The organism is Candidatus Ozemobacteraceae bacterium (assembly GCA_035373905.1).
GTDB lineage: Bacteria > Muiribacteriota > Ozemobacteria > Ozemobacterales > Ozemobacteraceae > MWAR01.
On sequence record DAOSOK010000007.1, the window covers coordinates 134,790 to 157,626 of the forward strand.

General features: G+C 62.0%; 14 protein-coding genes, 1 tRNA gene and 1 pseudogene. 9 read left to right on the forward strand and 7 right to left on the reverse strand.

All coding sequences use genetic code 11. The features are described from left to right. Positions 1–21: 21 nt before the first annotated feature. From PLU72_05260 to PLU72_05300, 9 genes are all read left to right on the forward strand, one after another. Entirely contained in the window at positions 22–954 is a 933-nt protein-coding gene (locus tag PLU72_05260) for a phosphate acyltransferase (GenBank protein ID HOT27575.1), read from the forward strand. A gap of 72 nt (positions 955–1,026) precedes the next feature. Further along, positions 1,027–1,659 (forward strand): PocR ligand-binding domain-containing protein, encoded by a 633-nt coding sequence (locus PLU72_05265; protein HOT27576.1) that lies wholly within the window; start codon positions 1,027–1,029, stop codon positions 1,657–1,659. Continuing rightward, entirely contained in the window at positions 1,659–2,894 is a 1,236-nt protein-coding gene (locus PLU72_05270; protein HOT27577.1) for an amidohydrolase family protein, read from the forward strand. Before PLU72_05265 ends, PLU72_05270 begins: the two co-directional genes overlap by 1 nt. A gap of 4 nt (positions 2,895–2,898) precedes the next feature. After that, complete coding sequence (locus tag PLU72_05275) at positions 2,899–5,472, forward strand: pitrilysin family protein (protein ID HOT27578.1); 2,574 nt, start codon at positions 2,899–2,901, stop codon at positions 5,470–5,472. A gap of 202 nt (positions 5,473–5,674) precedes the next feature. Further along, positions 5,675–5,746 (forward strand) — tRNA-Val (locus PLU72_05280). Positions 5,747–6,086: 340 nt separating this feature from the next. Beyond that, complete coding sequence (locus PLU72_05285) at positions 6,087–11,294, forward strand: DEAD/DEAH box helicase (GenBank protein ID HOT27579.1); 5,208 nt, start codon at positions 6,087–6,089, stop codon at positions 11,292–11,294. A 166-nt stretch (positions 11,295–11,460) separates the two neighbouring features. Continuing rightward, complete coding sequence (locus PLU72_05290; GenBank protein HOT27580.1) at positions 11,461–14,292, forward strand: helicase-related protein; 2,832 nt, start codon at positions 11,461–11,463, stop codon at positions 14,290–14,292. 1,501 nt (positions 14,293–15,793) lie between these two features. Next, entirely contained in the window at positions 15,794–16,162 is a 369-nt protein-coding gene (locus PLU72_05295) for a four helix bundle protein (GenBank protein ID HOT27581.1), read from the forward strand. Between the two features lie 89 nt (positions 16,163–16,251). Beyond that, entirely contained in the window at positions 16,252–19,335 is a 3,084-nt protein-coding gene (locus tag PLU72_05300) for an N-6 DNA methylase (protein ID HOT27582.1), read from the forward strand. Positions 19,336–19,481: 146 nt separating this feature from the next. On the opposite strand, the gene PLU72_05305 is transcribed toward PLU72_05300, so the two are convergent. The 7 genes and pseudogenes from PLU72_05305 to PLU72_05335 form a co-directional block, all read right to left on the reverse strand. Then, the gene (locus PLU72_05305; protein HOT27583.1) at positions 19,482–19,961 is read right to left on the reverse strand and encodes a PIN domain-containing protein; all 480 of its coding nucleotides are present in this window, start codon (positions 19,959–19,961) and stop codon (positions 19,482–19,484) included. Next, positions 19,940–20,302: a hypothetical protein gene (locus PLU72_05310; GenBank protein HOT27584.1), complete on the reverse strand. Its 363-nt coding sequence runs from the start codon at positions 20,300–20,302 to the stop codon at positions 19,940–19,942. The genes PLU72_05305 and PLU72_05310 overlap by 22 nt, the downstream gene beginning before the upstream one ends. Next, positions 20,299–21,069 (reverse strand): TIGR04255 family protein, encoded by a 771-nt coding sequence (locus PLU72_05315; protein HOT27585.1) that lies wholly within the window; start codon positions 21,067–21,069, stop codon positions 20,299–20,301. Before PLU72_05315 ends, PLU72_05310 begins: the two co-directional genes overlap by 4 nt. A 54-nt stretch (positions 21,070–21,123) precedes the next feature. Next, on the reverse strand, positions 21,124–21,552 hold the full coding sequence (locus tag PLU72_05320) for an EVE domain-containing protein (GenBank protein HOT27586.1): 429 nt from the start codon (positions 21,550–21,552) through the stop codon (positions 21,124–21,126). 136 nt (positions 21,553–21,688) lie between these two features. Next, positions 21,689–22,138: a hypothetical protein gene (locus PLU72_05325; GenBank protein HOT27587.1), complete on the reverse strand. Its 450-nt coding sequence runs from the start codon at positions 22,136–22,138 to the stop codon at positions 21,689–21,691. A 73-nt stretch (positions 22,139–22,211) separates the two neighbouring features. After that, positions 22,212–22,502 (reverse strand): NadS family protein, encoded by a 291-nt coding sequence (nadS, locus tag PLU72_05330; protein HOT27588.1) that lies wholly within the window; start codon positions 22,500–22,502, stop codon positions 22,212–22,214. After that, positions 22,499–22,815 (reverse strand): annotated as a pseudogene (locus PLU72_05335) (hypothetical protein). The gene nadS and the pseudogene PLU72_05335 overlap by 4 nt, the downstream one beginning before the upstream one ends. Between the last annotated feature and the right edge of the window lie 22 nt (positions 22,816–22,837).

Sequence of the window (22,837 nt, forward strand, 5' to 3'; positions counted from 1 at the left end):
GAGAAACAGCGGAGGAAGGGAATGAACGAGTCATTTTTCGGCCGTCTGGCCGGCGATCTCGACCCGAAGCGGGTCTGCCGGGTTGCGGTCCCGTTCGCACACGACGAGGCGGTCGCCTACGCGATCTGCGAGGCCGTCCGCATGGGCATCTGCGCGCCAATCCTCATCGGCGACCGAAAGGGCATCGAGGAGATGTACGGCGCCGTGGCCTCGCACGCATCCGTGAAGATCGTGCCCGAAGCGGACGCGCAGAAAGCCTGCCAGACTGCGGTGGACCTGGTCAGGAACGACGAGGCGGACATCCTGATGAAGGGCCTCGTGCCGACCGCCACGATTCTCAAAACCGTCCTCAACTCGCAGCGCGGCATCAAGAAAAACCCGGTGCTGTCGCACCTGACCTTCTTCGAGATTCCAAAGACGCCGGGCCTCCGGATCCTGACCGACGTCGCGCTCAATATCGCCCCCGATGCCGAGATGCTCGCGAAGGAGATCGACAACGCCGTCGAGGCCTACCGGCTCTTCGGCTCGAACCGGGCGCCCCGCGTCGCCCTGCTCGCGGCCAACGAGAAGGTGTCGGAGAAAGTGACCTCGACCGTCGTCGCCGATCAGGTCGCCAAGGCGCTCGCGCATCGCGAAGACATGGTCGTCGAGGGACCGATCTCGCTCGATCTCGCCTGCAGTCTCGAATCGTGCCATATCAAGAAGTATAAAGGCCGCATCCAGGGCGACGCAGACATCTACGTCGTGCCGCGCATCGAGACGGGAAACGTGCTGTACAAGTCGCTCCAGTATTTCGCGCGTGCGGCGATGGGCGGCCTCATCTACGGCGCGAAGTGTCCGATCGTCCTCACCTCCCGGGCCGACGACAACGCGACGAAGCTGAACTCGCTGCTGCTCGCGATGCGGCTCTGGCAGGGCAGCGCCACATCGGCGCCCGCCGCCGCCGAAGCCTGACCACCCGCGGGAGAGCCCCGCGCCCTGCGCGCCGGTTCCTGAACGTCGCCGGCAGAACATCGGGAGAAGCCCATGGCACCACAATCAAAAGACATCAACATCAACCAGACGGTGACCTTCGCCGTCGGCCAGATTCCCGATCTGCTCAAGAAAATCGAGCGATTTTACGGCGTTCCCCTGTCGCTTCGGTCGAACACGGGCGAGGTGGTCGTCAAGACGGATTACTTCAACGGCCCGTGCAGCATCATCCGGGGCTCGGAGCGCGGTCGCCAGCGGTGCAAACGTTCGTATAAGAACGTCGAGGACAGGCTGTTCAGGCGCAAGGTGCCGTTCGTCAACATCTGCTACGCCGGCTTCCTGGTCTTCGCCATTCCGCTCGAGTTCCGCGGCGAGATGGTCGGAACGCTTTTGGGAAGCCAGCTTCTGCCCATGGACATGCGAACTCGGGAAGACCTCGCGATGAACTTCGAGCACACCCTCCTGGCCCTCGGAATCAAGGAACTTGATGGGTTCTACCGAAGTTTCGATCGCGTCCGTACCATCCGCCCGGATTTCGAGCGGGTCTCCCTGCTGAACTTCCTGGACACGGTCGGCAAGCATTTCATCTCGATGGCGTTCGCGGGGAAGACCTGGGAGGAAGCGCGCAGAGAGCTTCGTCGGGAAATTCCAGGTCCGTTCCGGGATTACGACCTGGACCACATCTGATGTATACGCTTCTCGACAACTGCCGGCTCCTGATGCCGGATGAGACGATCGCCCCCGGGCGGCTCGTTCTGTATCAGGACACGATCGCGGCGGTGCTGCCGGCCGACGGAACGTTCGACAAACCGATCGAGACGACGGTCGACCTCGGCAACCGCCTCGTGTTTCCGGCGTTGATCAACGCGCACGACCATCTCTACGACACGTTCTGGCCCGCATTCGGCGACCGGCCGTACGCGAACTGGCTCGAGTGGGAGCGCGCGTTCCAGGCGTCGGACATCTATCGCGACCGCCAGTCGCTTTCGATCACCGATCTGTACGGTCTCGGCATGTTCAAGAACGTGCTTTCGGGCGTCGGGCTGATCGTCGACCATTTTCCCCACGAGGTGAACGCGACCTACACGGGCCGCGGCCTGGTCAGCCTTCTCGAGCATTATTACCTCGCCCATTCGGCGTCGCCGGATGCGCCGGCGTGGGGTCAGGGTCCATCGGAGGAGATCCGCCTCTCCCGCGGGATCCTGCCGTTCATCACCCACTGCTGCGAGGGAAGCGGCGCGGACGTCCACGAGGAGCTCGAATCGCTGAAACGCCTCGGGGCGCTTGGCCCGAACACGATCCTCGTGAACGGCATCGGTTTCTCGGATGCCGATCTCGAACTTGTCGCGTCCTGCAAATCATCTCTCGTCTTCTGCCCCGGATCCCTTCAGAACAGGTTCGGCGTCATTCCGCCCGTGATGAAGGCTCTCGATCTCGGCATCGAGATCGCCGTCGGCACGGACGGCGCCGTGAGCGGCTCGGTCAATCTGCTCGAGGACCTCCGTCTCCTGCGGAAATGGTCTGACGAGCGGTTCGGCGGCCGCCTCAAGCCGAAGGACCTCGTGCGGATGGTGACGCAGATCCCCGCGAAACTCTTCCGGGTCGACAAGAAATACGGCAGCATCGCGGCCGGCAAAACCGCGAACCTGCTCGTGTTTGATGATTCGAAGGAAGATCCGTTCGAAAGCTTCCTGGCTCTCCAGCCGGGAGATATATCCATGGTTATACATAATGGGGCGCTCGTCTATGGCGAGGAGGCGATGCGCCGGGCCTGCATGATCGATTTTTCGAACTTTTCCGAGGTGACGGTCGAGGGGCGGCCCAAGCTGCTCTACGGCCGGCCGCTCAACATTCTCGAACGCGTCGAAGCGAAGCTCGGCTCCGCCCGGGTGTTCCCATTTCTTCCGATTACCGCACCGTGAGAACATGAACGAACACAGCACCGCAGGCCACGCCCCCGGGTTCCGCTGGGAACCCTTTCACACGCGCACCCTTCCGAACGGCCTGACGGTCCTCGTTCGCGAGCACCGTACCGCCCCGCTGTTCGTTTCCGACATTTGGGTCAGGGCGGGCAGCCGGCACGAGGTGCCCGAGACGAGCGGGATCGCGCACTTTCTCGAGCACACCCTGTTCAAGGGAACGCCGACCCGCGGCGTCGGCGCGATCGCACGCGAGATCGAGAGCTTCGGCGGCCGCACCAACGCGGGAACGTCGCTCGATTATACCCACTACTATATCAGCGGCGAGAAACTTCATCTCGACAAGGCGCTCGAGATTCACGCCGACGTGATCCGGCGCTCGGTCCTCGACCCGGCGGCGGTCGACGCCGAGCGGTCGGTGATCGTCGAGGAGATCAAACGCTCCGCCGACAATCCGCATCGCGTCCTCTGGGACGCGATGATGGCGGAACTGTACCCCGGTCATCCGTATGGTAGGCAGATCCTCGGGCCTCGCGAGAATATAGCTGGCGGTATAAGTCGAGACATGCTGGCTGGCTTCTTCCATACCTGGTATGTGCCCGCCAACCTGTTCATCCTCGTCGCCGGAGATGTCGACGTCGATGCGGTGATGAAGCGGATCGAGGAACTGTACGGCGACTGGACGGCCCCCGCGCCGACCCAGCCCCTCACCCCCCTGCCTCCCCGGCCGGCCGCGGGAACGGCGATCCGCCGGGCCCTCGACGTGAAGCGCGGCTACATGCAGTCGGCATGGCGGACGGTGTCGCAGGCGAACCGCGAGGACGCGGCAGGTCTCGAACTGCTCGGCGTCCTGCTCGGCCAGGGCCGCAGCAGCAGGCTCGCCGCGACCCTGAAGGAGAAACGGGGCATCGTCACCTCGATCTCGTCGGGGCAGCTTTCCCTCGGCGAAGACGGCATTTTCCTCGTTCGGGCGGAGTTCGATCCGACCGACGAGTTTTCGGTGCGCGAGGGCATCGCCGCCGAGATCGCCCGTCTACGCCGCGAACCGGCATCGGCCGAAGAAGTCACCAAGGCGATGGATTTCCTTGAAACGCTGTACATGCGCGGCGCCGAGACGAACGAAGGCCAGACCGACATTCTCGGGAATGCATTGATTCATGATGCGCTCGAGCACGAGTGCGCCTATCTCCAGCGGCTCCGCGCCTTCACCCCCGAGCGCCTGATGCAGCTCGCCGGGCGGTATCTCGCCGGTGAGGCCGACGTCACGACGCTCGCGGGCCCGAAGACGCGCTCGAAGCCCTTCCAAGCGTCACCGCAACCAGTCGGCGCGGAGCAGGACGACGTATCGACCTGGAGGCTGGAAAACGGACTGCGCGTCATCCATCGCAGACTCGCGGGCATCGGTCTCGTCGGGGCGACCCTGACGGCCGAAGCCGGCATCAGGCACGAACCGCCGACGGCCGGCGGCCTCGCCAACCTCATGTCCGAGATGCTGCTGAAGGGCACCCAGCGCCGCGACGGCCAGCTCATCCTGTGGGACCTGGAAGCCCTCGGCGCCGATCTCGATCCCTCCGCCGACCCCGACATGATGCGCCTCAGCCTGAGCGCGCCGGCGCGCACATTCCCGCAGGCCCTCGCCATCATGGCCGAGACGGCCAAGCTCCCGACGTTCCCGGCCGACGCATTCGAAACCGAGCGCCGAAAGGTCCTTGGACGGCTCAAGGCCGTCGACGACGACATGTTCGAGAACACCTGGCGCCTCTTCCAGGCCAATCTGTTCGGGAAGCACCCGTACGGCCGCTACTCCCTCGGGACGCGCGAGTCGGTGCAGGCGCTCACGCCGGAGCTCGCGGCGAAGTTCCACGCGTCGACCTTCCGGGCCGACGGCATGGTCTTATCTATCATTGGTGATATAGAATCAACCGAAGCCCTCCGCCTCGGCGGCGACTTTTTCGGCGACGCCTTCGCTCAGACCGGTTCTTCCGCGCAACAGGCCGGCCCCATCCCCGTCGAACCCCCGCATGCGTCGAAACGCGCCGAGGAGTTCCGCGACCGCCAGCAGGCGATGGTGTGCCTCGGCTGGCTCGGCCCCCGGTTCGATCATCCCGACTACCCCGCCATGAAGGTTCTCAACGCCATTCTCGGCGGCGGCATGTCGGCGCGCCTGTTCCGCAAGGTCCGCAACGAAGCCTCCCTGGCCTACGCCGTCCACTCCCTTTTCCCGACCCGCATGGACGGCGCCCCCCTGTGCGCCGTCATCGGCACCGACCCATCGGCCGTCGACCGGGTCATCGAGATGGTCTCGGCCGAAATCGCCGACCTTGCATCGAAGGGCCCCGAAGCCTCCGAACTCGATCGCGCCACGGCCTTCGTCACCGGCCAGTTCGCCCTCGACCTCGCCGCCTGCCTCCGCCAGTCGCATTTCTACGCCTGGTTCGAAGCCCTCGGCGCCGGCTACCGTTTCCTGAAAACCTACCCCGACGCCGTCCGCCGCGTCACCGCCGCCGACGTCCAGCGCGCCGCCGCCACCTGGCTCCACCCAGACCGCTCCGTCATCGCCGTCACCCGTCCCCAAAAATGATTCGGCCTCCACTGTCGGCCAACCCGGGCGGATCACGATCCGACTCTACGCCACAGAGTTTTGCATGTGTCACTGAAATCCAATTTCACCTTCCGGTTCGTGCTGACCCTGTCGAAGCACGATGTGAACCTGACTGTGCCCGCCCCTGCAGTTCCAATCGATATTGATTTTTTTCCCGTCCCGTGATATCTTTATCTCATAAGGGCAGTTGGCTCAGTGGAAGAGCATCGCCTTCACACGGCGGGGGTCACAGGTTCAAATCCTGTACTGCCCACTCCCGAACCCCGAAACCAGACATGGTTCCGGGGTTTTTCATTTTCGCATGGGGGTGAAAATGGGGGTTATTTTTCAGAAATCCCGTAACAATGCGGGTTTCACCATCTGCCAGCCAGGCTGAATCACTCCCCAAGCTGATTTCCCCTCCCCTCAGAGAGCCTCACCCCACTCGCCGTCGTGAAAGACAATCCTCCGGAACGACATGTGCGATCTCACTCGGGACAGCATCCTCACGAAACGGATCGTCGGCCTGCCGGAAATTCCGTTGTCTCGGCATCCACATCGGTGTAGCATGGTATTCGAAATAATACATGCCGTTACTCAATGGGGGGCCGTGAATGGATGTCTTCCAGTTCCGCGACAGGCTTGTTGAGGATTATCGCCGCTTTTCGACCAGCTTCACGAAGATCATGGCGCCGGATATCCGGTCGTTCGTCGAGCAGACCTACGACGCCGGGCGCTTCTGGCCGGCACCTCTGATTCAGCTGAATCCGAACTTCGTGAGGGCCGGCTCCGTCGAGGACCTCGTCAACCAGGGCCGACTGCACCCCCAATGCAATAGCCTTTTCCGTCGGGACAAGGACACGTTCCCGGGCGGCAAAACCCTGTATCTGCACAAGCACCAGGAAGAAGCGATCGCCATCGCCTCGCGCGGTGAAAGTTACGTGCTGACAACCGGCACCGGCTCCGGCAAATCGCTCAGTTACTTCATTCCCATCGTCAATCACGTCCTCCATACCAAAACCGGCCATGGCCCAGGCAAGCAGATCACAGCGATCGTCGTCTATCCGATGAACGCTCTCTGCAACAGTCAGCTCGAAGAACTCGAACGCTTCCTCGGCAAGAACGGCCCCGTCACCTTCGCCCGCTATACCGGCCAGGAAAACGAACAGGACCGTGAGCGCCTCGCCGACAATCCCCCAGACATCCTCCTCACGAACTACATGATGCTCGAACTCATCCTGACCCGGCAGCAGCATCCGGACCTCGCGATCGTGAAGGCGGCGCAGGGCCTCAGATTCCTCGTCCTCGACGAACTGCATACCTATCGGGGACGTCAGGGCGCCGACGTCGCCATGCTGGTTCGGCGCGTCCGCGAATCTCTGAACCCGGACCTCCTCTGCGTCGGCACCTCCGCCACCATGGTCAGCGATGGAGACGCCGCTGCCCGCCGCAAAGTCGTGGCCGGTGTCGCCGGACTGCTGTTCGGGGCACCGGTAAAGCCCGAGAACGTTGTCACCGAAACCCTGTTCCGCATGACGCCCGAATCGACGCAGATCGATGCGGCAACTCTCTCGCGGGTCATCCAAGAGGGAGTCCCGACAGAAGCAACATTCACCTCCCTCCGCAATCACCCCATGTCAGCATGGATCGAGCTCGAACTTGGCCTCCAGCTTGAGGAGGGGAAGTGGGTCCGCAGGGCGCCCATCAGCATCAAAACAGCCTCGGAACGATTGAGCCAGACGTGCGGCATTCCGACAGAAACCTGCGCCGCGTATCTGTCAGACTACCTGATGCTCTGCTACAAGACCCGCGACGAAGACGGGCGAAGCCTCTTTGCCTTCCGCCTGCATCAATTTTTCTCCGGCGCTGGAACGGTGTTTTCAACGCTCGATGAGCCCCGGAAACGGTATCTCACCGTAGAGGCACAGCAGTTCAAGCCGGGCGACCGCGCTCGCACGCTGTTCGGCCTGTGCTTCTGCCGCGAATGCGGCCAGGAGTACATGCCGGTCTGGGCCGCTCTCGAAGGCAAAACCCCCGTATCCTTCACGCCGCGAGAACTCGGGGAAAAAACCCGCGAAGACGCCGATGACGACAAGCTCACCTTCGGTTTTTTCATGCCCGATCCCGAAGGCCGCTTCCTCGCAAACGATTTCGAGGCCGTCTACCCGGAAGAATGGATCGAAAGCCATCGTGAAGAATATCGCCTCAAATCAGGCTACAGAAAATACGCTCCCGTCCGGGTGACCGTAGCTCCTGACGGGCGTGTCGATGCCGCCGGCCTCCCGGGCTGGTTCATTCCAAAAGGCTTCAAATTCTGCCTCAATCCCGACTGTCGCATGACCTACGACTCGTCCACCCGCTCGGATATCTCGAAACTTTCGACCCTGAGCAGTGAGGGCCGCAGCTCGGCAACGACCATGCTGACCCTGTCGGGCCTGCGATATCTCCTCGAAGAGGCGGAAGGTCTCGACGACAAGGCGAAGAAGCTGCTCGGTTTCACGGATAACCGCCAGGATGCCTCCCTCCAGGCGGGTCATTTCAATGACTTCGTCCAGATCCTTCTTCTTCGCAGCGCCCTGCTGGCGGCAATCCTGGACCATCCCGACCATACCCTTCGCGACGACATCCTGACCCAGCAGGTCTTCGCCCATCTTCACCTTGCCCCGGAAGACTTCCTAGCCAACGCCGATGCCCGCGGGAACAGGCTCGAACAGACCCGACGAACACTGCGCGACGTTCTCGGCTACCGGCTCTATTTCGATCTCAAGCGGGGCTGGCGCCTCATGAATCCAAATCTCGAACAGATCGGCCTGCTCGGCATCCGATATCAGGGCATCGATGAGTGCGCCGCCGACGAGGAATCCTGGGCTGCGACTCATCCGTTGCTCGCATCCGCGACGCCGGCCACGAGAAAGGAAATCTGCCGCACGCTTCTCGATACCATGCGACGCGGCCTCTGCATCAAGACCATCTATCTTGACAACCAGCACCAGGAGCAGATCCGCAACCGATCCTTCGCGGACCTCAGGGAACCATGGGGTCTCGCGCCTGACGAACGCATGTTCTGCTCGGCGGTCATGGTTCCGACCTCCTCGCCAGCGAGACTGCGCGATCGCGTCCCGACGGTGTATGTCTCGCTCCGGTCGCGGTTTGGCAAGTTTTTGAAGTTACGCTCGTCGTGGGGTGAAAACCGGTGTGAATGGCCGAAAAAGTTTGACGAAACGGTCTACACCGAGATCATGAGCGGCCTTCTCCGGACCATGACGAATCACGGATTGGTCCAGAATATCGAGCTCGACGGCCGCATCGGTTACCAGGTCGACTCCGGCATCATCGAATGGACCATCGGCGATCCGGCAACGGTTTCGGAAGCCACGGCGACCAAAACCAACGTGTTCTTCCGGACCCTGTATCAGAACGTTGCAAGCGCTCTGACCGGCAAGCACCAGACGCTTCATCAGCTTCGTGCTGCCGAACATACGGCCCAGGTCGATGCCGAGGCTCGCCAGAAGCGTGAAACGGCCTTCCGCGAAGCCGAGCTGCCGCTCCTTTTCTGCTCTCCGACCATGGAACTCGGCGTCGATATCGCCACCCTCAACACCGTCTACCTTCGCAACGTGCCTCCGACGCCGGCGAACTACGCCCAGCGCAGCGGTCGAGCGGGCCGGAGCGGCCAGCCGGCGCTGGTCATCACCTATTGCGCCAACCGGTCCCCGCACGATCAGTATTTCTTCGCCGATCCGACTCGAATGGTGGCCGGCAGCGTGAATCCTCCATCCATCGACCTCGCCAACGAGGACCTTGTCAAAAGCCACCTGCACGCCGTCTGGCTGTCCCAGACCGGGCAGAAGCTCCCCTCCTCGATCCGTGAGGTGCTCGACGTCGAAAAGGAGCTCGATCTCCCCATCCGATCTGACCTCAAACAGACAATGGACACGCAGAGGTGTCGAGAAGGGGCCAGGGAACGCGGCATACGAATTCTCGACATGCTGAAACAGGAGCTGAAGAGCGATCTCGCCGCCTGGTATTCCCCGGAGTGGCTCGAACGCACGATGAACCAGGCGTTTCTTCTCTTCGAGCAGTCGTTCGAGCGCTGGCGCGGCATGTATCAGGCGACCCGGCAGCAGATGGCGCGCACCCACGCAATCACGATGAACGCCACCGCGTCCGATCGCGAGCGGCGCGAGGCGAAACAGCGGTATGACGAGGCCCACACCCAGATGGATATGCTTCTGCAGGCGAAATCCGATCTCAACTCGGATTTCTATACCTATCGCTATCTTGCAAGCCAGGGATTCCTGCCGGGGTACAATTTTCCGAGACTTCCGCTTCTCGCCTATATTCCAGGCCGACGGGAACGGGTCGGCAGGGACACCTTCCTGTCACGCCCCCGCTTCCTCGGCCTGTCGGAGTTCGGCCCCCAGTCGCTGGTCTATCATGAAGGCAGCCGCTACCGCGTCGTGAAGGCTTCTCTTGCCGCGCGCGATCTCGAAACGGTTGCGACCGGGGCGACGTTGCCCATGCGGTCAGCCCGGCTCTGCCCCCTGTGCGGATACGGGCATTTCGGCAACCAGCAGGAAGCCGACACCTGTGTTCATTGCCACGGCGGTCTCGAAGGCGGCATGTTCCTCAACTCACTGTACCGGATCGACCAGGTCGGCACGAGGCGCGCCGACCGTATCACATCTGACGAAGAGGAGCGACAGCGCCTCGGGTACGACCTTCGGACCACCATCCAGTTCCCCTTCGAGAACGGGCGGCCAAGAATAAATACCGCAATTTATACTTCGAGCGGCGACGAGTTCCTCGAAGCGAGATTCTGCTCCGCGGCGACCGTCTGGCAGATCAATCTCGGGTGGCGCAACCGCACGAACAAGACCGTGTATGGCTTCAACATCGATGTGACCACCGGCTCCTGGTGCAAGGACTCCCAGTCCCCGCTGGAAGACGACGTGGAGGTCGAGGAAGGCCGCGCCGTCCAGCGCATCACACCGTTTGTCGAAGATCGCCGCAACATCCTCCTCGTGACCCTGAAGACACCGCTCGAAGCTCCCCAGATGGCCACGTTCGAGTATGCCCTCAAGCGCGGCATCGAGTCGGTCTTCCAGCTTGAGGAAAACGAGCTTGCATCGCAGCCCATGCCGACCGCAGCCCAGCGCAACGCGATCCTGTTCTTCGAGTCTGCGGAAGGAGGAGCCGGCGTCCTGACGCGTCTGACGACCGATCTCGACCTCTTCGCGAAAGTTGCCCGCCGGGCTCTCGAAATCTGTCATTATCGGTCCCGATCGGGGAATTGGACCGGCCCGGACGACCTCGAAGACACGAAGCCCGAATGCGAAGCCGGGTGCTACAAGTGCCTGCTCAGCTACTCCAACCAGCCGGAACACGAGCAGATCGACCGCAGGAACCCCGATTTTCTGGCGGTCATGTGCCACCTGGCCCATGTCCAGGGACGAAAAGCCGTCGACGGCCTCACGCCCGACGGTCAGTTCGAACAGCTCCTGGCCAAATGCGAGAGCGGTCTCGAAAAGGCATGGCTCACGGCCGTGCGCGACAACGGCTACCATCTCCCCGACGAAGCCCAGCGTCTCCTGTCGGAGTTCGAAACGCGCCCCGACTTCCTCTACCGCGACCGCCAGATCATTGTCTACATCGACGGCCCCCACCACGAATCCGACGCCCGGAAAAAGATCGACCAGGCCCAGGCCAGGCGCCTCATGAACGCCGGCTATGAGGTTATCCGCTTCCCGAAAGAACGCGAAACCTGGCCCGACATCTTCGCCCGCTACCCCGACATCTTCGGTAGAAGACACGGCACCTGACGTTCGCTGGTTTCTTTCTATATAACGACATAGTATTGGTGAATATATGAATACATCTATTGAATCAGACACATCTTCGCAGGCGGGAGCGACGGCCCAGGCTTCTGTGGATAGTACATTCCAGCCTGGCAGTCTCGTTCGACTGCGCGATCGGGAATGGATCGTCATGCCGGAGAGCCGGCCGGACGTTCTACATCTGCGACCGCTGGGCGGGGCTGAGGAAGACGCCGTCCAGGTCTACGTGCCACTCGAATCGGTGCCGCCCCGGGCCGCCACCTTCGCTCCGCCCGATCCCGCGACGTCAGGGTCCCAGGCATCGGGTCTCCTTCTGCGCGAGGCCCTGCGCCTGAAACTCCGGGCCGGGGCCGGCCCGTTCCGCAGCTTCGGCCACCTCGCCTTCGAGCCGCGCGCCTACCAACTCGTGCCGCTCCTGATGGCCCTCAAGCTCGACCCGGTCCGGCTGCTGGTCGCCGACGGCGTTGGTATAGGCAAGACGATAGAAGCCGGCCTCATCGTGCGCGAGCTGCTCGATCGCGGCGAGATCAGGCGTTTCTCGGTCATCTGCCCCCCCCACCTGTGCGAGCAGTGGCAGAAAGAGCTCGCATCGAAGTTCAACCTCGCCGCCGAAGTCGTCCGCACCGGCACCGCGAGCCGCCTCGAACGCGGCCTGCCGGCCGGCACCTCGGTCTTCGACGTCCACCCCTTCACCATCGTCTCCCTCGATTACATCAAGTCCGACAAACGCCGCGACGAGTTCCTTCGAGCCTGCCCCGAGTGCATCATCGTCGAGGAGGCCCACACCTGCGTCCAGGCCGGCACCGACACCCGCCACCAGCGGTTCAAGCTCCTCAAGGGCCTCGCCGAGAATGACCAGCGCCACATGATCTTCCTCACCGCGACGCCCCACAGCGGAAGCGACCCCGCGTTCGACAACCTTCTCGCCCTTCTGAACCCGCGATTCCAGACCCTCTCCCAGCTCACCGATGTCGAGCGCCGCAACCTGCGCGAGCAACTCGCCGTGCATCTTGTCCAGCGCCAGCGGCCGGATATCGACGAGTGGCGCGACGCGACCGTCTTCCCCGACCGGCAGGTGAAGGAAATGACCTACGCTCTCACCGGCGCCTGGGGCCGCCTGTTCGACGACGTCACCGGCTACGCCCGCGAGATGGTCCTCGCCGCAGAGGCCAAAAGCCGCCTCCACCAGCGCATGAGCTGGTGGGCCGCCCTGGCCCTGCTCCGCTGCATCAGCTCCAGCCCCGCCGCCGCCGTCATCGCCCTGCGCACCCGCCTCCATGCCGTCGCCGACCTGTCCGAAGACGCCCAGGCCGACGCGATTGACCGGCAGGGCGTTGAAACCGTGTTCGACGGCGAAGACATCGAGCTTCTCTCGGCCGACGAGAACGTCCCGGCCGGTGTGCCCGAAACCATCGCCGAAGCCTCGCCTGAAGGCCGTCAGCTCCTGGCGTTGATCGAGCGCGCCGAAGCCCTGCGCGGTCCCGCCGACGACCCAAAGCTGGCCGAGATCGTCCGCCAGGTGACGGGGCTGGTGAAAGACGGCTTCAACCCCGTCATCTTCTGCCGCTACATCGCGACCGCCCATTACGTCGCTGAAGCCCTTGCCCAGGCGCTCGGCACCGAGACGCTCAAGGTCGAGTGCGTCACCGGCGAGCTCGCCTCCGAACAGCGCGAGGAAAAAGTCGAGGCCCTCGGCGAGTTCGACCGCCGCGTCCTCGTCGCCACCGACTGTCTCTCGGAGGGCATCAACCTCCAGAACCTGTTCGACGCCGTCGTCCATTACGACCTGTCCTGGAACCCCACCCGACACGAACAGCGGGAAGGCCGCGTCGACCGCTTCGGCCAGCCCCGCAAGGCCGTGCGCGCCCTCATGTTCTACGGCGCCAACAACCCCGTCGACGGCGCCGTCCTCAACGTCATCCTCCGCAAGGCAGAGCGCATCCGCAAGGCCCTCGGCGTGCTCGTGCCGATGCCCAGCGACAACACCGCCGTCACCCAGGCCATCATGAAGTCCGTCCTCCTCCGTAAAGGCTCGGTGCTCGATCCCAACCAGCCCATGCTCGACTTCGGCGACGTCGAACGCCAGGTCGAGACAGACTGGGAATCGGCTCGGGAAAAGGCTCTCCAGAATCGCACGATCTTCGCCCAGCGCCGTCTGCGCCCCGACGACGTCCTCCCCGAATGGAGCAAGGCGAACCGCATCCTCGGCGGCCCGGAAGACGTCGAGCGGTTCCTCGCCCGCGCCTCAGAACGCCTCGGAGCGCCTCTCGAAGAGGTTCGCGGCCACCGGAAGTTCCCCATCGACCACCTCCCGCCCGCGCTCAAAGACCGCCTCGCCGGCGCCGGCTTCGTCAAGCCCCTGCGCCTCTCCTTCCGACCGCCCGTCGCGGCCGGTGCCGAGTTCATCCACAGATCCCATCCGCTCGTCGCCCTGATCGCCGACGAACTGGCCGAGCGCGCCCTCGCGGCGGCCTCCCTGCCCGGCGCCCCGGCCGACGCGGCGAACATGCCGGCGGCCAGGTGCGGCGCGATCTTCACGCAGGCCGTATCCGAACGCACGGTGCTCCTTCTCCTGCGGCTTCGGTGCCAGATCACCCTCGAACGACGCATCGACGGCAGATATCGCCACGAGCGGCATCTGCTGGCCGAAGAGTGTCTGACCGTCGCCCTCCGCGGTGATGCCGACGAGCTCCGGATCCTCGACGAGGTCGAGGCTCTCGCCCTCATGGAGGCCCAGCCGATGCCGGGCCGGAACATGGCCCCGGAACAGCGCGCCCGCCAGGTGCAGAGCGTCCTCGATGAGCTCCCCGCCCTGCGCCCGCACCTCGACGAACTCGCCCGTCGCCGCGCCGCCGACCTCCTGGCCGACCACCAGCGTGTCCGGGAGGCCGCCGAGGCGAAGGGCCGCCGCCACCAGGTCGCCCCCTGCCTCCCCGCCGACCTCATCGGCGTCTACGTCCTGCTCCCCGTGGCGAGCCTGTAAGGAGAACCGATCATGGCCAGACTGACGCGTGAACATGGGTTTACGGCGCTGCGGATCGAGGGCGGGCTGATGCCGGCCGAGTTTCTGCACAAAGTTGCGGCTTTCGGGGCCGAGCACCAGGCGGCGGCGGATTACGGCCTGGCGCGCGGCCTGAACCTGAAGGATGAGATCGGCCGGGCCTGGCGCATCGCGAAGGCCGAATGGCAGGATACGGCCGGCCGGATGGACCGCTGGTGGCGCGCCCTGTTCCAGGACGTGCTGTGCTTCCGCGACTTCTCGGCCCGCCGGCCGGCCGTCATGGGCGATCGCGTCTTCCCGGTCGGATTCCAGGCGTTCGGCGGCGCCGTGCCCATGGTCCTCGCCGGGCCGGACGTCGACCTGGAGCGGCCCGACGCGCAGTTCGGCGACGAGCATCGCAAACGATCCCCGCACGCCCTCATGCAGGAGTTCCTCAACGCCGAGGATGCCGCGCTCTGGGGCATCATCAGCAACGGTGCCCGCATCCGCATCCTGCGCGACAACCCCAGCCTCACCCGCCCGGCCTTCGTCGAGGCGGACCTCGAACGCATCTTCGCCGAGGACCTCTACGCCGACTTCGCCGCCTTCTGGCTCCTGGCCCACGCTTCCCGGTTCGAGCCGCGCGACGCCCGGCCGGAGCGTGCCGTCATCGAGACCTGGCGGGAAAACGCCCACAAGACCGGCGAACGCGCCCTGGAGAACCTGCGGAAGGGCGTCACCGAGGCTCTCCGCCAGCTCGGAACCGGCTTCGTCGCCCGCCCCGGGAACGCCGCCCTCCGCGCCCGCCTCGCCGACGGAACGCTCGCGCCCAACCGGCTGTTCCAGGAACTGCTCCGGCTCGTATATCGCCTGCTATTTCTTTTCACGGCCGAGGAACGCGGTGCGCTCCACCCCGACTCGAAGCAGAAGGAAGCCATCGAGTTGTATAGAAATGGATATTCCTTGGCCCGGCTGCGCGACCTGGCCCTGCGCCGGCGCAACTACGACGAGCACGCCGATCTCTGGCAGGCGCTCCGGATCACGTTCCGGGGCCTCGCCCAGGGCTGCGCCCCCCTGGCTCTGCCCGGCCTCGGCGGCCTGTTCGGCGCCGACCAGTGTCCCACGCTCGATGCGGCGGAGCTGGGCAACGCGCATCTGCTCCGCGCGATCCGGGCCTTGAGTTTCTTCGCGAATGGGAACACCCTCGCCCGGGTCAACTACCGCGACATGGGCACCGAGGAGCTCGGCTCGGTCTACGAAAGCCTGCTGGAACTGCACCCCCTGATCGAAACCAGCGTCATTCCCTGGAAGTTCGGCTTCGTCGGCGACACCGGCGACGAAACCTCTCGCGGCTCGGAACGTAAGCTGAGCGGCTCCTACTACACCCCACCCTGCCTGGTGCAGGAGTTGATCGAGTCAACCCTCGAACCGGTCATTCGGGCGCGCCTGGAGGAGGCGCGACGATTGGCGAATGGGGTGTGGCGAACGGAGGAGGAGAAACAGTATGTCGATTCAGTCCTTTCAGGATCTGGAAGTCTGGAAACGGGCCATGGATCTTGCGGAAACGACCTATCGACTTACGAAAACCTTCCCACGGGAGGAGTTGTTCGGAATGGTGAGCCAGATTCGTCGTGCTTCGACATCGATCCCGGCCAACATCGCAGAGGGCTGGGGTCGACAGGGCACCCGGGAATTCCTTCAGTTCCTCCGGATATCTCAGGGCAGTCTTCGGGAACTGGAAACATTCCTGCTCCTGGCCCGGCGCGTGGGCTACTGCACCGAACTCCAAATTCAACCCCTTCTGAACGAAACCACGATCCTCAGCAAACAACTCCTCGCCCTTCAACGCAGCCTCCAAAGCCGCTCCTCCTGACCCCCACACCCCCATTCCCCAATCGCCAATCGCCAATTGCCAATCCCCATTCCCTCCTCGCCACAACCGCGCTCCTGCGCATTCGCATCATCGACCCCGCTTGCGGCAGCGGTCATTTTCTTCTCGCGGCGGCCCGCCGGATGGCGGCCGAGATCGCCCGCATCGAGTCGGCAAGCGACGTGCCTGACGAAGAGACGCGCCGCCACGCCCTGCGTGAGGTGGTCAGGCACTGCATCTACGGCGTCGATAAGAACCCGCTGTCGGTCGAGTTGTGCCGCACCGCGCTCTGGATCGAGACGATCGAGCCGGGCAAGCCCCTCTCGTTCCTCGACGCTCATATCCGATGCGGCGATTCGCTGGTCGGCGTCTTCGATCCGAAGATCATGGAAGAGGGCATCCCGCCTGAAGCCTACGCGGCCCTTTCTGGTGACGAGAAGACCGTCTGTTCGGCTCTGAAGGCCGAGAACAAAAAGGTGAAGATCGGCCATGCCACGCAGGGCGATCTCTTCGACCAGGAGGGCTTCCAGAAGCAGGCGACCGAGGCAGGCCGCTTCGAGGCCATGCCCGAGGACACGGTCGAGCAGATCGCCGCGAAACAGAAAGCCTGGGCCGAGGCCGTGAGCGCTTCAAGGGAAAATCGCGACCGACTGAGGGCCGACCTGTTCGTCGGCGCCTTCCTCACGACCAAAACGGCAGGAACGAAGGCCGTCGTCCCGACGAACGCCGATCTCAACAAGGTGCTGGCCGAACTGCCGCCCCGGCCCGGCGTCGCCGACTTCGCCCGGGAGCTGGCCGTCAAGCACCAGACATTCCACTGGTTCCTGGAGTTCCCGCACGTGTTCGCCCGAACGCTGTCAGGGAGCCGCACGCCAGGGTTTGACGTCGTCCTGGGCAACCCCCCCTGGGAGCGCATCAAACTCCAGGAACAGGAGTTCTTCGCGGCCCGTAACCCCGCCATCGCAGCCGCCCCCAACCAGGCCGCCCGTGGCCGCCTGATCGCGGCCCTGAACCGGCCGGACGCCCCGCCCTCGGACCGCGCCCTCTGGAATGAATTCCAGGCGGCCAGGCACGACGCCGAAGCCGCCAGCCAGTTTACGCGTGAAAGCGGCCGGTTCCCCCTGACAGGATGCGGCGACGTCAACACCTATGCCCTCTTTTCCGAGCTGTTCCTCAACCTCCCGAACCAGTCGGGCCGGGCCGGCCTCATCGTGCCGTCCGGCATCGCGACGGATGACAGCACAAAGAAGTTCTTCGGGGAAATCAGCGGCACGAACCGCCTGGCCCGTCTGGCCGATTTCGAAAACAGTCTGCCGCTCTTCTCAGGCGTTCACCGCAGTTACAAGTTCGTTCTGCTGACCATTGGTAGGAACGAGCCAAAAGGCGTCTTCTCATTCTTTGCCCAGCAGCCATCGGATCTCGAAGATGAGCGCCGCATTTTCACCCTGACCGCCGCCGACATCGCCCTCATCAACCCGAACACCCGCACCTGCCCGGTGTTCCGCACCACGGCCGACGCCGAGATCACGAAGAAGATCTACAGCCGGATTCCGGTTCTCATCAACGAAGCCGCCGGCGCGGAGGGGAATCCCTGGGGCATCACCTTCATGCGCATGTTCGACATGTCGAACGACAGCGGGCTGTTCAAGACGTATGCGCAGTTGGCGGCGACGCAGGGGCTGGAGCTGCGCGGCAACTGTTTCTACGAGAAAGCCCGCCCGGCCGACTCGCCCGACACCGCCTCGCTCGACCGACCCAACCCCGCCTGGCTGCCGCTGTATGAGGCGAAAATGATCCACCAGTTCGACCACCGCTGGGCCACCTACGAGACCGACGGCGAAACCGTCCGCAACGTCACCCCCGAAGAAAAGGCCGACCCCGCCTTCCAGCCCCTCCCCCGCTACTGGGTCCCCGCCGAAGAGGTCTACCTCAAGATCACCCGCATCCCCCCCGGCTTGAAACAGGGCTGGATAGACTCGGACGACAAGGTCATGCGGTATGTGCTCGCCTACTGGCTGGCCGGCTACTTTCAGAATCACGGTGAGTCGCGGAAGTGCAACACAATCGTCCAGAACATCCTTGGCGGCGGCCTCAGCGGCCCCTTCCAGGCCGTCTCCGACTGGCTCGGCTCCCAGAAGACCGAAAAGGACTACCCCCTCACCGACGAAGAACACCGCTCGATTCTCGCCGCCCTCACCGAAGGCCCGAAAGCCGACATCCACGCCTTCGTCACCACCCTCATCATCCACCGCTCCCCCAAATGGCTCCTGGGCTGGCGCGACATTACTAATGCGACGAACGAGCGCACTATTATTGCCGCTATATTTCCTAGAGCAGCTTCAGGGGATACACTCCTCCTGAAATTCCCCTTTAATGCGACTCCCGTCCAATGCGCCGCTTTGAATGCCAACCTTGACAGTCTCATATGTGACTATGTTGCCCGGCAAAAAATCGGTGGAACACACCTGAAATATCATGTCTTCAGGCAGATAGCTGTATTGCCTGCGGCTGCCTATTCGGATGCTGATCTCGGCTTCATTGCACAACGTCAGCTTGAATTGCTTTGTATATCCAACGACATGCGTGATGTCGCCCGAGACATCATTGCCGATTGCCGGCAAAGAGGAATAGCGCTAAATATACTTTGCATTGGCATTTCAGGGCAGGCAGCCGACTCTGACGATATTCCAGAGCAATACGAATACATTCCTGAACGCCGAGCTGTCCTGCGAGCGGAACTTGATGCATATTATGCCTACCTGTATGGATTAACGCGAGACGAACTCCGGTATGTTCTCGACCCGGCCGACGTCCACGGCGAGGAGTTCCCCGGCGAGACCTTCCGCGTCCTCAAAAATAACGAGATGCGGCAGTTCGGCGAGTATCGCACCCGCCGCCTCGTCCTCGAAGCCTGGGACCGGCTCACCGCCGACGGCACCTTCGCCCGCCGCGGCCCTCCCCCCGACTTCTCCGCCGAAATCGCCCAGGCCGCCCTCCGCGCCGCCACCCCGCCTGAACCCGAGTCCGAGCCTTCGAAAAAGCCCTCACGCGCCAAAAAGACCGTCTCCCGCTCCAAAAAAGCCCCTTCCGCCGCCCCCGCTGCCCCGTCCGACACCACATCCCCAACGATGAAAGACCTTTTCGACATCCCCACCGACGACACATCGAACGAGTGACACATGAACGAACTTCGAAAAAGAAAACTTTTCAAATCAACTGAGATATCGCCCCCAGAAGCCTCGCCCAGCGAAGCGACATCAGCCGCAAATCAACGCTCCTTCGATCAAGAACGCTGGAAGAGTCTCGTAGATCAGCGACAAAGTCAGCTCGGCAAGGGGGCATCGAGATCCTGAGCTTCAACGATCCCCTTGAAATGGCGAGTGTTGGTGGTAATGACGACCCCATCCACTTCAAGCGCCTGGGCAGCAAGAATAACATCCCCGTCGAGAGCTTCATCCTTCCCTCCGGGGCGTCCTTTTGAGCGACTCTCAGCCCATAATTCGGCAGCACGTTTCATAACGGAGGTGGTCAAGGGCAAGTAATCAAGGTCTTCCCCAAACAAGTCGAGTCGCTCCAGACTTTGAGTTGTCGCCACCTTGTTCTTTAAAGCGATGTGAAGGAGTTTTCTTCGCAATTCGTAATCTGCAATTTCCGGTAAAATAAGCCTGATCGCAACGGTCTTCCGGTTGATGCAGGCTTGAATCCAGTCTACCACTGCCCGATTTTCCTCATGCTTGGGATGACAAAGCATCCCAAGAATGCAGGTATCGAGAAGGAAATTCAGCTTCCTGGTTCGCGACATTTGACCGGATCCGCCTTCAGACCTTTTTTGACAAGGGGCCAAACGCGAGCATCGTAACCCGATTCATCTTCTTTCCACGCCTCCAGCCGGGCCAGCAGTCGAGAATAGCGCTCCGATCTGGATTCCTTACGGGGCAGAGCCTGAATCGGAACCAACAGTTTTTTCATGATATCGAACAGACTGTCCCTTTCGATTTCCGACCACCGCCTGAGCTTGGGATTCGAAATGCCCATGCTCCCAACCAGAGCATGACTCTCCCGCATCTCTGCCCGCATCGTTTCCGATCCGAGGTAGGTGCTTTCGCTGCCTGGAAGCGTAGTGTCGAGCTGAATCGAAGTCACGATTTCGTTTTCCCTTTCAATAGCTTCAGGTATCTATCGGTGCAGGCGGGTGAAAAAGCATCCCAGATTCTCTCATGCATCGATTCCAGATGCTCTCGAACCACCGGCCATTCCCAGGGAAGATCCTTCTCCAGAATGGTATCAATATCGAATATGAGACAAGGTTGCCCGTCTTCTATTCCGGAATTGCCGCCGAGAGTGACGATCTGACGGAACTCCGGCGCGGGGCGATGATCGAATCGGGAAGAAAAAAGCCCCGTTTGCTCCAAGACGGCAGAAGGAAATAGCGGGCTTTCCCTCAACCAGAGCTTCACCGGATCATCACACCGGTCTTTCGGAATTCTGTTGATGAAACGCAATCCAATCCTTCGAAGCCCGCGAATATCGAGGACTTCGCCCAAGGTCTTCCATGCAAAATGAATGTCATTGAGGAATTTGCTCCACCCTGGATACGGTTGAAGTTCATTCACACTCAAAACGCCTTGGGAAAGCAGGAGAAGATGCGGTCGCTTTTTATGCTTCAGCATCATCCGCAATCGGGGGACCTTGATTTCCTGAACTTCCCCGCCTTTGCCGATCTTGGCGCCCATCGCCAGGATCTGCTGAGGCTCCATCCGTGGAAAATCCTTCTGGACCTTGTTGAAGAAAGCTCCACACCAATGGAGATGGTCCTCCGGAGCTACCGGGGAGTCAAAATGAAGCTCGCAGAGAGTTTCAACCAACGTTGGTTGGGGATAAGACGGATGAGCATCCTTCTCTTTCTTCATCGTTCCTCCGTAGCGGGATGATACATGATTTCTTCAAGCCAAGATACTCGTTCTTCAACGGGTTGTCGTTTTTAAGTTTGTTCCATTGTTCATACGATTTACGATATATTCCCAGTCGTTGGCGGGAATCTGCTTGATGCCGGCGCGGAAAAAGACGGACCAGTAGAGTTTGTTCGTGATGAACCGGAGATCGTCGACCATTTCCTTGATGTCGGCCTCGCGGTTCTTTCCGAGAAGTTTTGCCTTGAAATCGAACCGATCCGGGAAGATGCCGTCGGCTTTGAAAATGCGGCTGTCGTCCATGTAATAATCGCTGGTCGCCTCGCCCAGGGCGATGAACCGACATTCGCCCGTCACATAGCAGGCGATTTTATCTCCGGCTTTCACCTTCCCGATGGCGATTTTCCGATCCTTCCCGAACGTGCCGATCTTGATGCAATGCTCCATATCCGGCCGTGGGAGAGCGATAATCCAGTAGTTCATCCCGAACCTCCTCTACAGCGATTCGAGCAAGAGTAACCCAATCTCAGCCCCAAAACAACGCCCCTCTCACATCCGCCAGAGGTCCTCTGCCGGACAGATATATTACATAATATTCACGGTAATTTGAGGTGCTTGGCTATTCAGCGTCGATTCGGATATCGGCCTTTGCCATATCCTGAGCACGTTGGAACAGTCGCTCCCAACCTGGAAGTTGGCCACCAGCGAGGTCATCGTGAAATTTCCGGATGGCCGGCTTCATCTTCTCCAGCTCGTCGCCGCCGAACCTGGGGGACAGCTCGATCGGAACCAGGCGCATTTCCTTCGCGCCCAAACCATGGTTCCGTATCGCGAACGTGATCTCTTCGCCGTCGTCCGTCGCCTCTGTGTATTCGACGAAATGAAACTGAAACTCATCGAAGAACGGATCGGGAGAAAAGAGGGGCTCTCCCCATACAACACCACCAGGGATAAGGCTCATCTTCCCGACCAGGAAGCCCAGGACATCTTCGCCCGTATAGATATCCAATACGGCGCCATCCAGCACGATCTCATCGATCCGCCGTTGAAGAGTCGACCGTTGCGTCATATCGCTGGCTCTACGAGGCCTTTTTCACCAGAACAACACGGACAACATCGGGCCGTGCGTGCGCCACTGGCGGTCAGGCAGCCAGGGCTTTCAAAACCGCCTTCGGGTTCGCAGAAACGACCTTCAGAAGTGCCCGTGCCGGCCCAATGGGATGGCGCCGCCCCTGCTCCCAGTTTCGGAGGGTGGCGACACTCACGCCGATCATCGCGGCGAATTCAGGCTGAGATTTATGAAGGTCCTCGCGAAGCTTCTTGATGTCGAGGGGAGTGACGTCGAAACGCCGGCTTGGAGCCTCTTCGCCGCGGTTGATCTTCCCGGCCTGCTTGATGCTCGTCACCAGCCGGCCGAACAGTTCCTTTTTCATTTCAGCTCCCCTTTCACCAGGCGTTTGAGAATGGCCACCTGATCTGGCGTCAGATTCTCCTGGCGTGCTTTCTTGTAGAGCAACAGCAGATACACGATATCGCTGGAAACCGCCCAGTAATAATTTCTCGTATCCCACCGCGTTTTCCCTTGCCCAGCAACGACCATCGAACTTTCCGGAGCCCGCCCCCGCCCGGAATAAGGTCGCCGAGATCCGGATCAAGGCTCAAAACCTTCTGGAATTCGCCGTATTCTTCGTCGGAAAGGGTTTCCAGCACGTCTTCCGTAAATATCGGGGTTTCGATGAAGATCATACGTTATGATATACGCCATTGG

What these genes read in the sequence shown, in the direction of transcription:
- PLU72_05295 (HOT27581.1), top strand. Translation starts at nt 15,794, where the DNA reads ATGTCGATTCAGTCCTTTCAGGATCTGGAAGTCTGGAAACGGGCCATG.
- PLU72_05265 (HOT27576.1), top strand. Translation starts at nt 1,027, where the DNA reads ATGGCACCACAATCAAAAGACATCAACATCAACCAGACGGTGACCTTC.
- PLU72_05285 (HOT27579.1), top strand. Translation starts at nt 6,087, where the DNA reads ATGGATGTCTTCCAGTTCCGCGACAGGCTTGTTGAGGATTATCGCCGC.
- PLU72_05305 (HOT27583.1), bottom strand. Translation starts at nt 19,961, where the DNA reads ATGTCGCGAACCAGGAAGCTGAATTTCCTTCTCGATACCTGCATTCTT.
- PLU72_05320 (HOT27586.1), bottom strand. Translation starts at nt 21,552, where the DNA reads ATGAACTACTGGATTATCGCTCTCCCACGGCCGGATATGGAGCATTGC.
- PLU72_05260 (HOT27575.1), top strand. Translation starts at nt 22, where the DNA reads ATGAACGAGTCATTTTTCGGCCGTCTGGCCGGCGATCTCGACCCGAAG.
- PLU72_05275 (HOT27578.1), top strand. Translation starts at nt 2,899, where the DNA reads ATGAACGAACACAGCACCGCAGGCCACGCCCCCGGGTTCCGCTGGGAA.
- PLU72_05270 (HOT27577.1), top strand. Translation starts at nt 1,659, where the DNA reads ATGTATACGCTTCTCGACAACTGCCGGCTCCTGATGCCGGATGAGACG.
- PLU72_05325 (HOT27587.1), bottom strand. Translation starts at nt 22,138, where the DNA reads ATGACGCAACGGTCGACTCTTCAACGGCGGATCGATGAGATCGTGCTG.
- nadS (HOT27588.1), bottom strand. Translation starts at nt 22,502, where the DNA reads ATGAAAAAGGAACTGTTCGGCCGGCTGGTGACGAGCATCAAGCAGGCC.
- PLU72_05290 (HOT27580.1), top strand. Translation starts at nt 11,461, where the DNA reads ATGCCGGAGAGCCGGCCGGACGTTCTACATCTGCGACCGCTGGGCGGG.
- PLU72_05315 (HOT27585.1), bottom strand. Translation starts at nt 21,069, where the DNA reads ATGAAGAAAGAGAAGGATGCTCATCCGTCTTATCCCCAACCAACGTTG.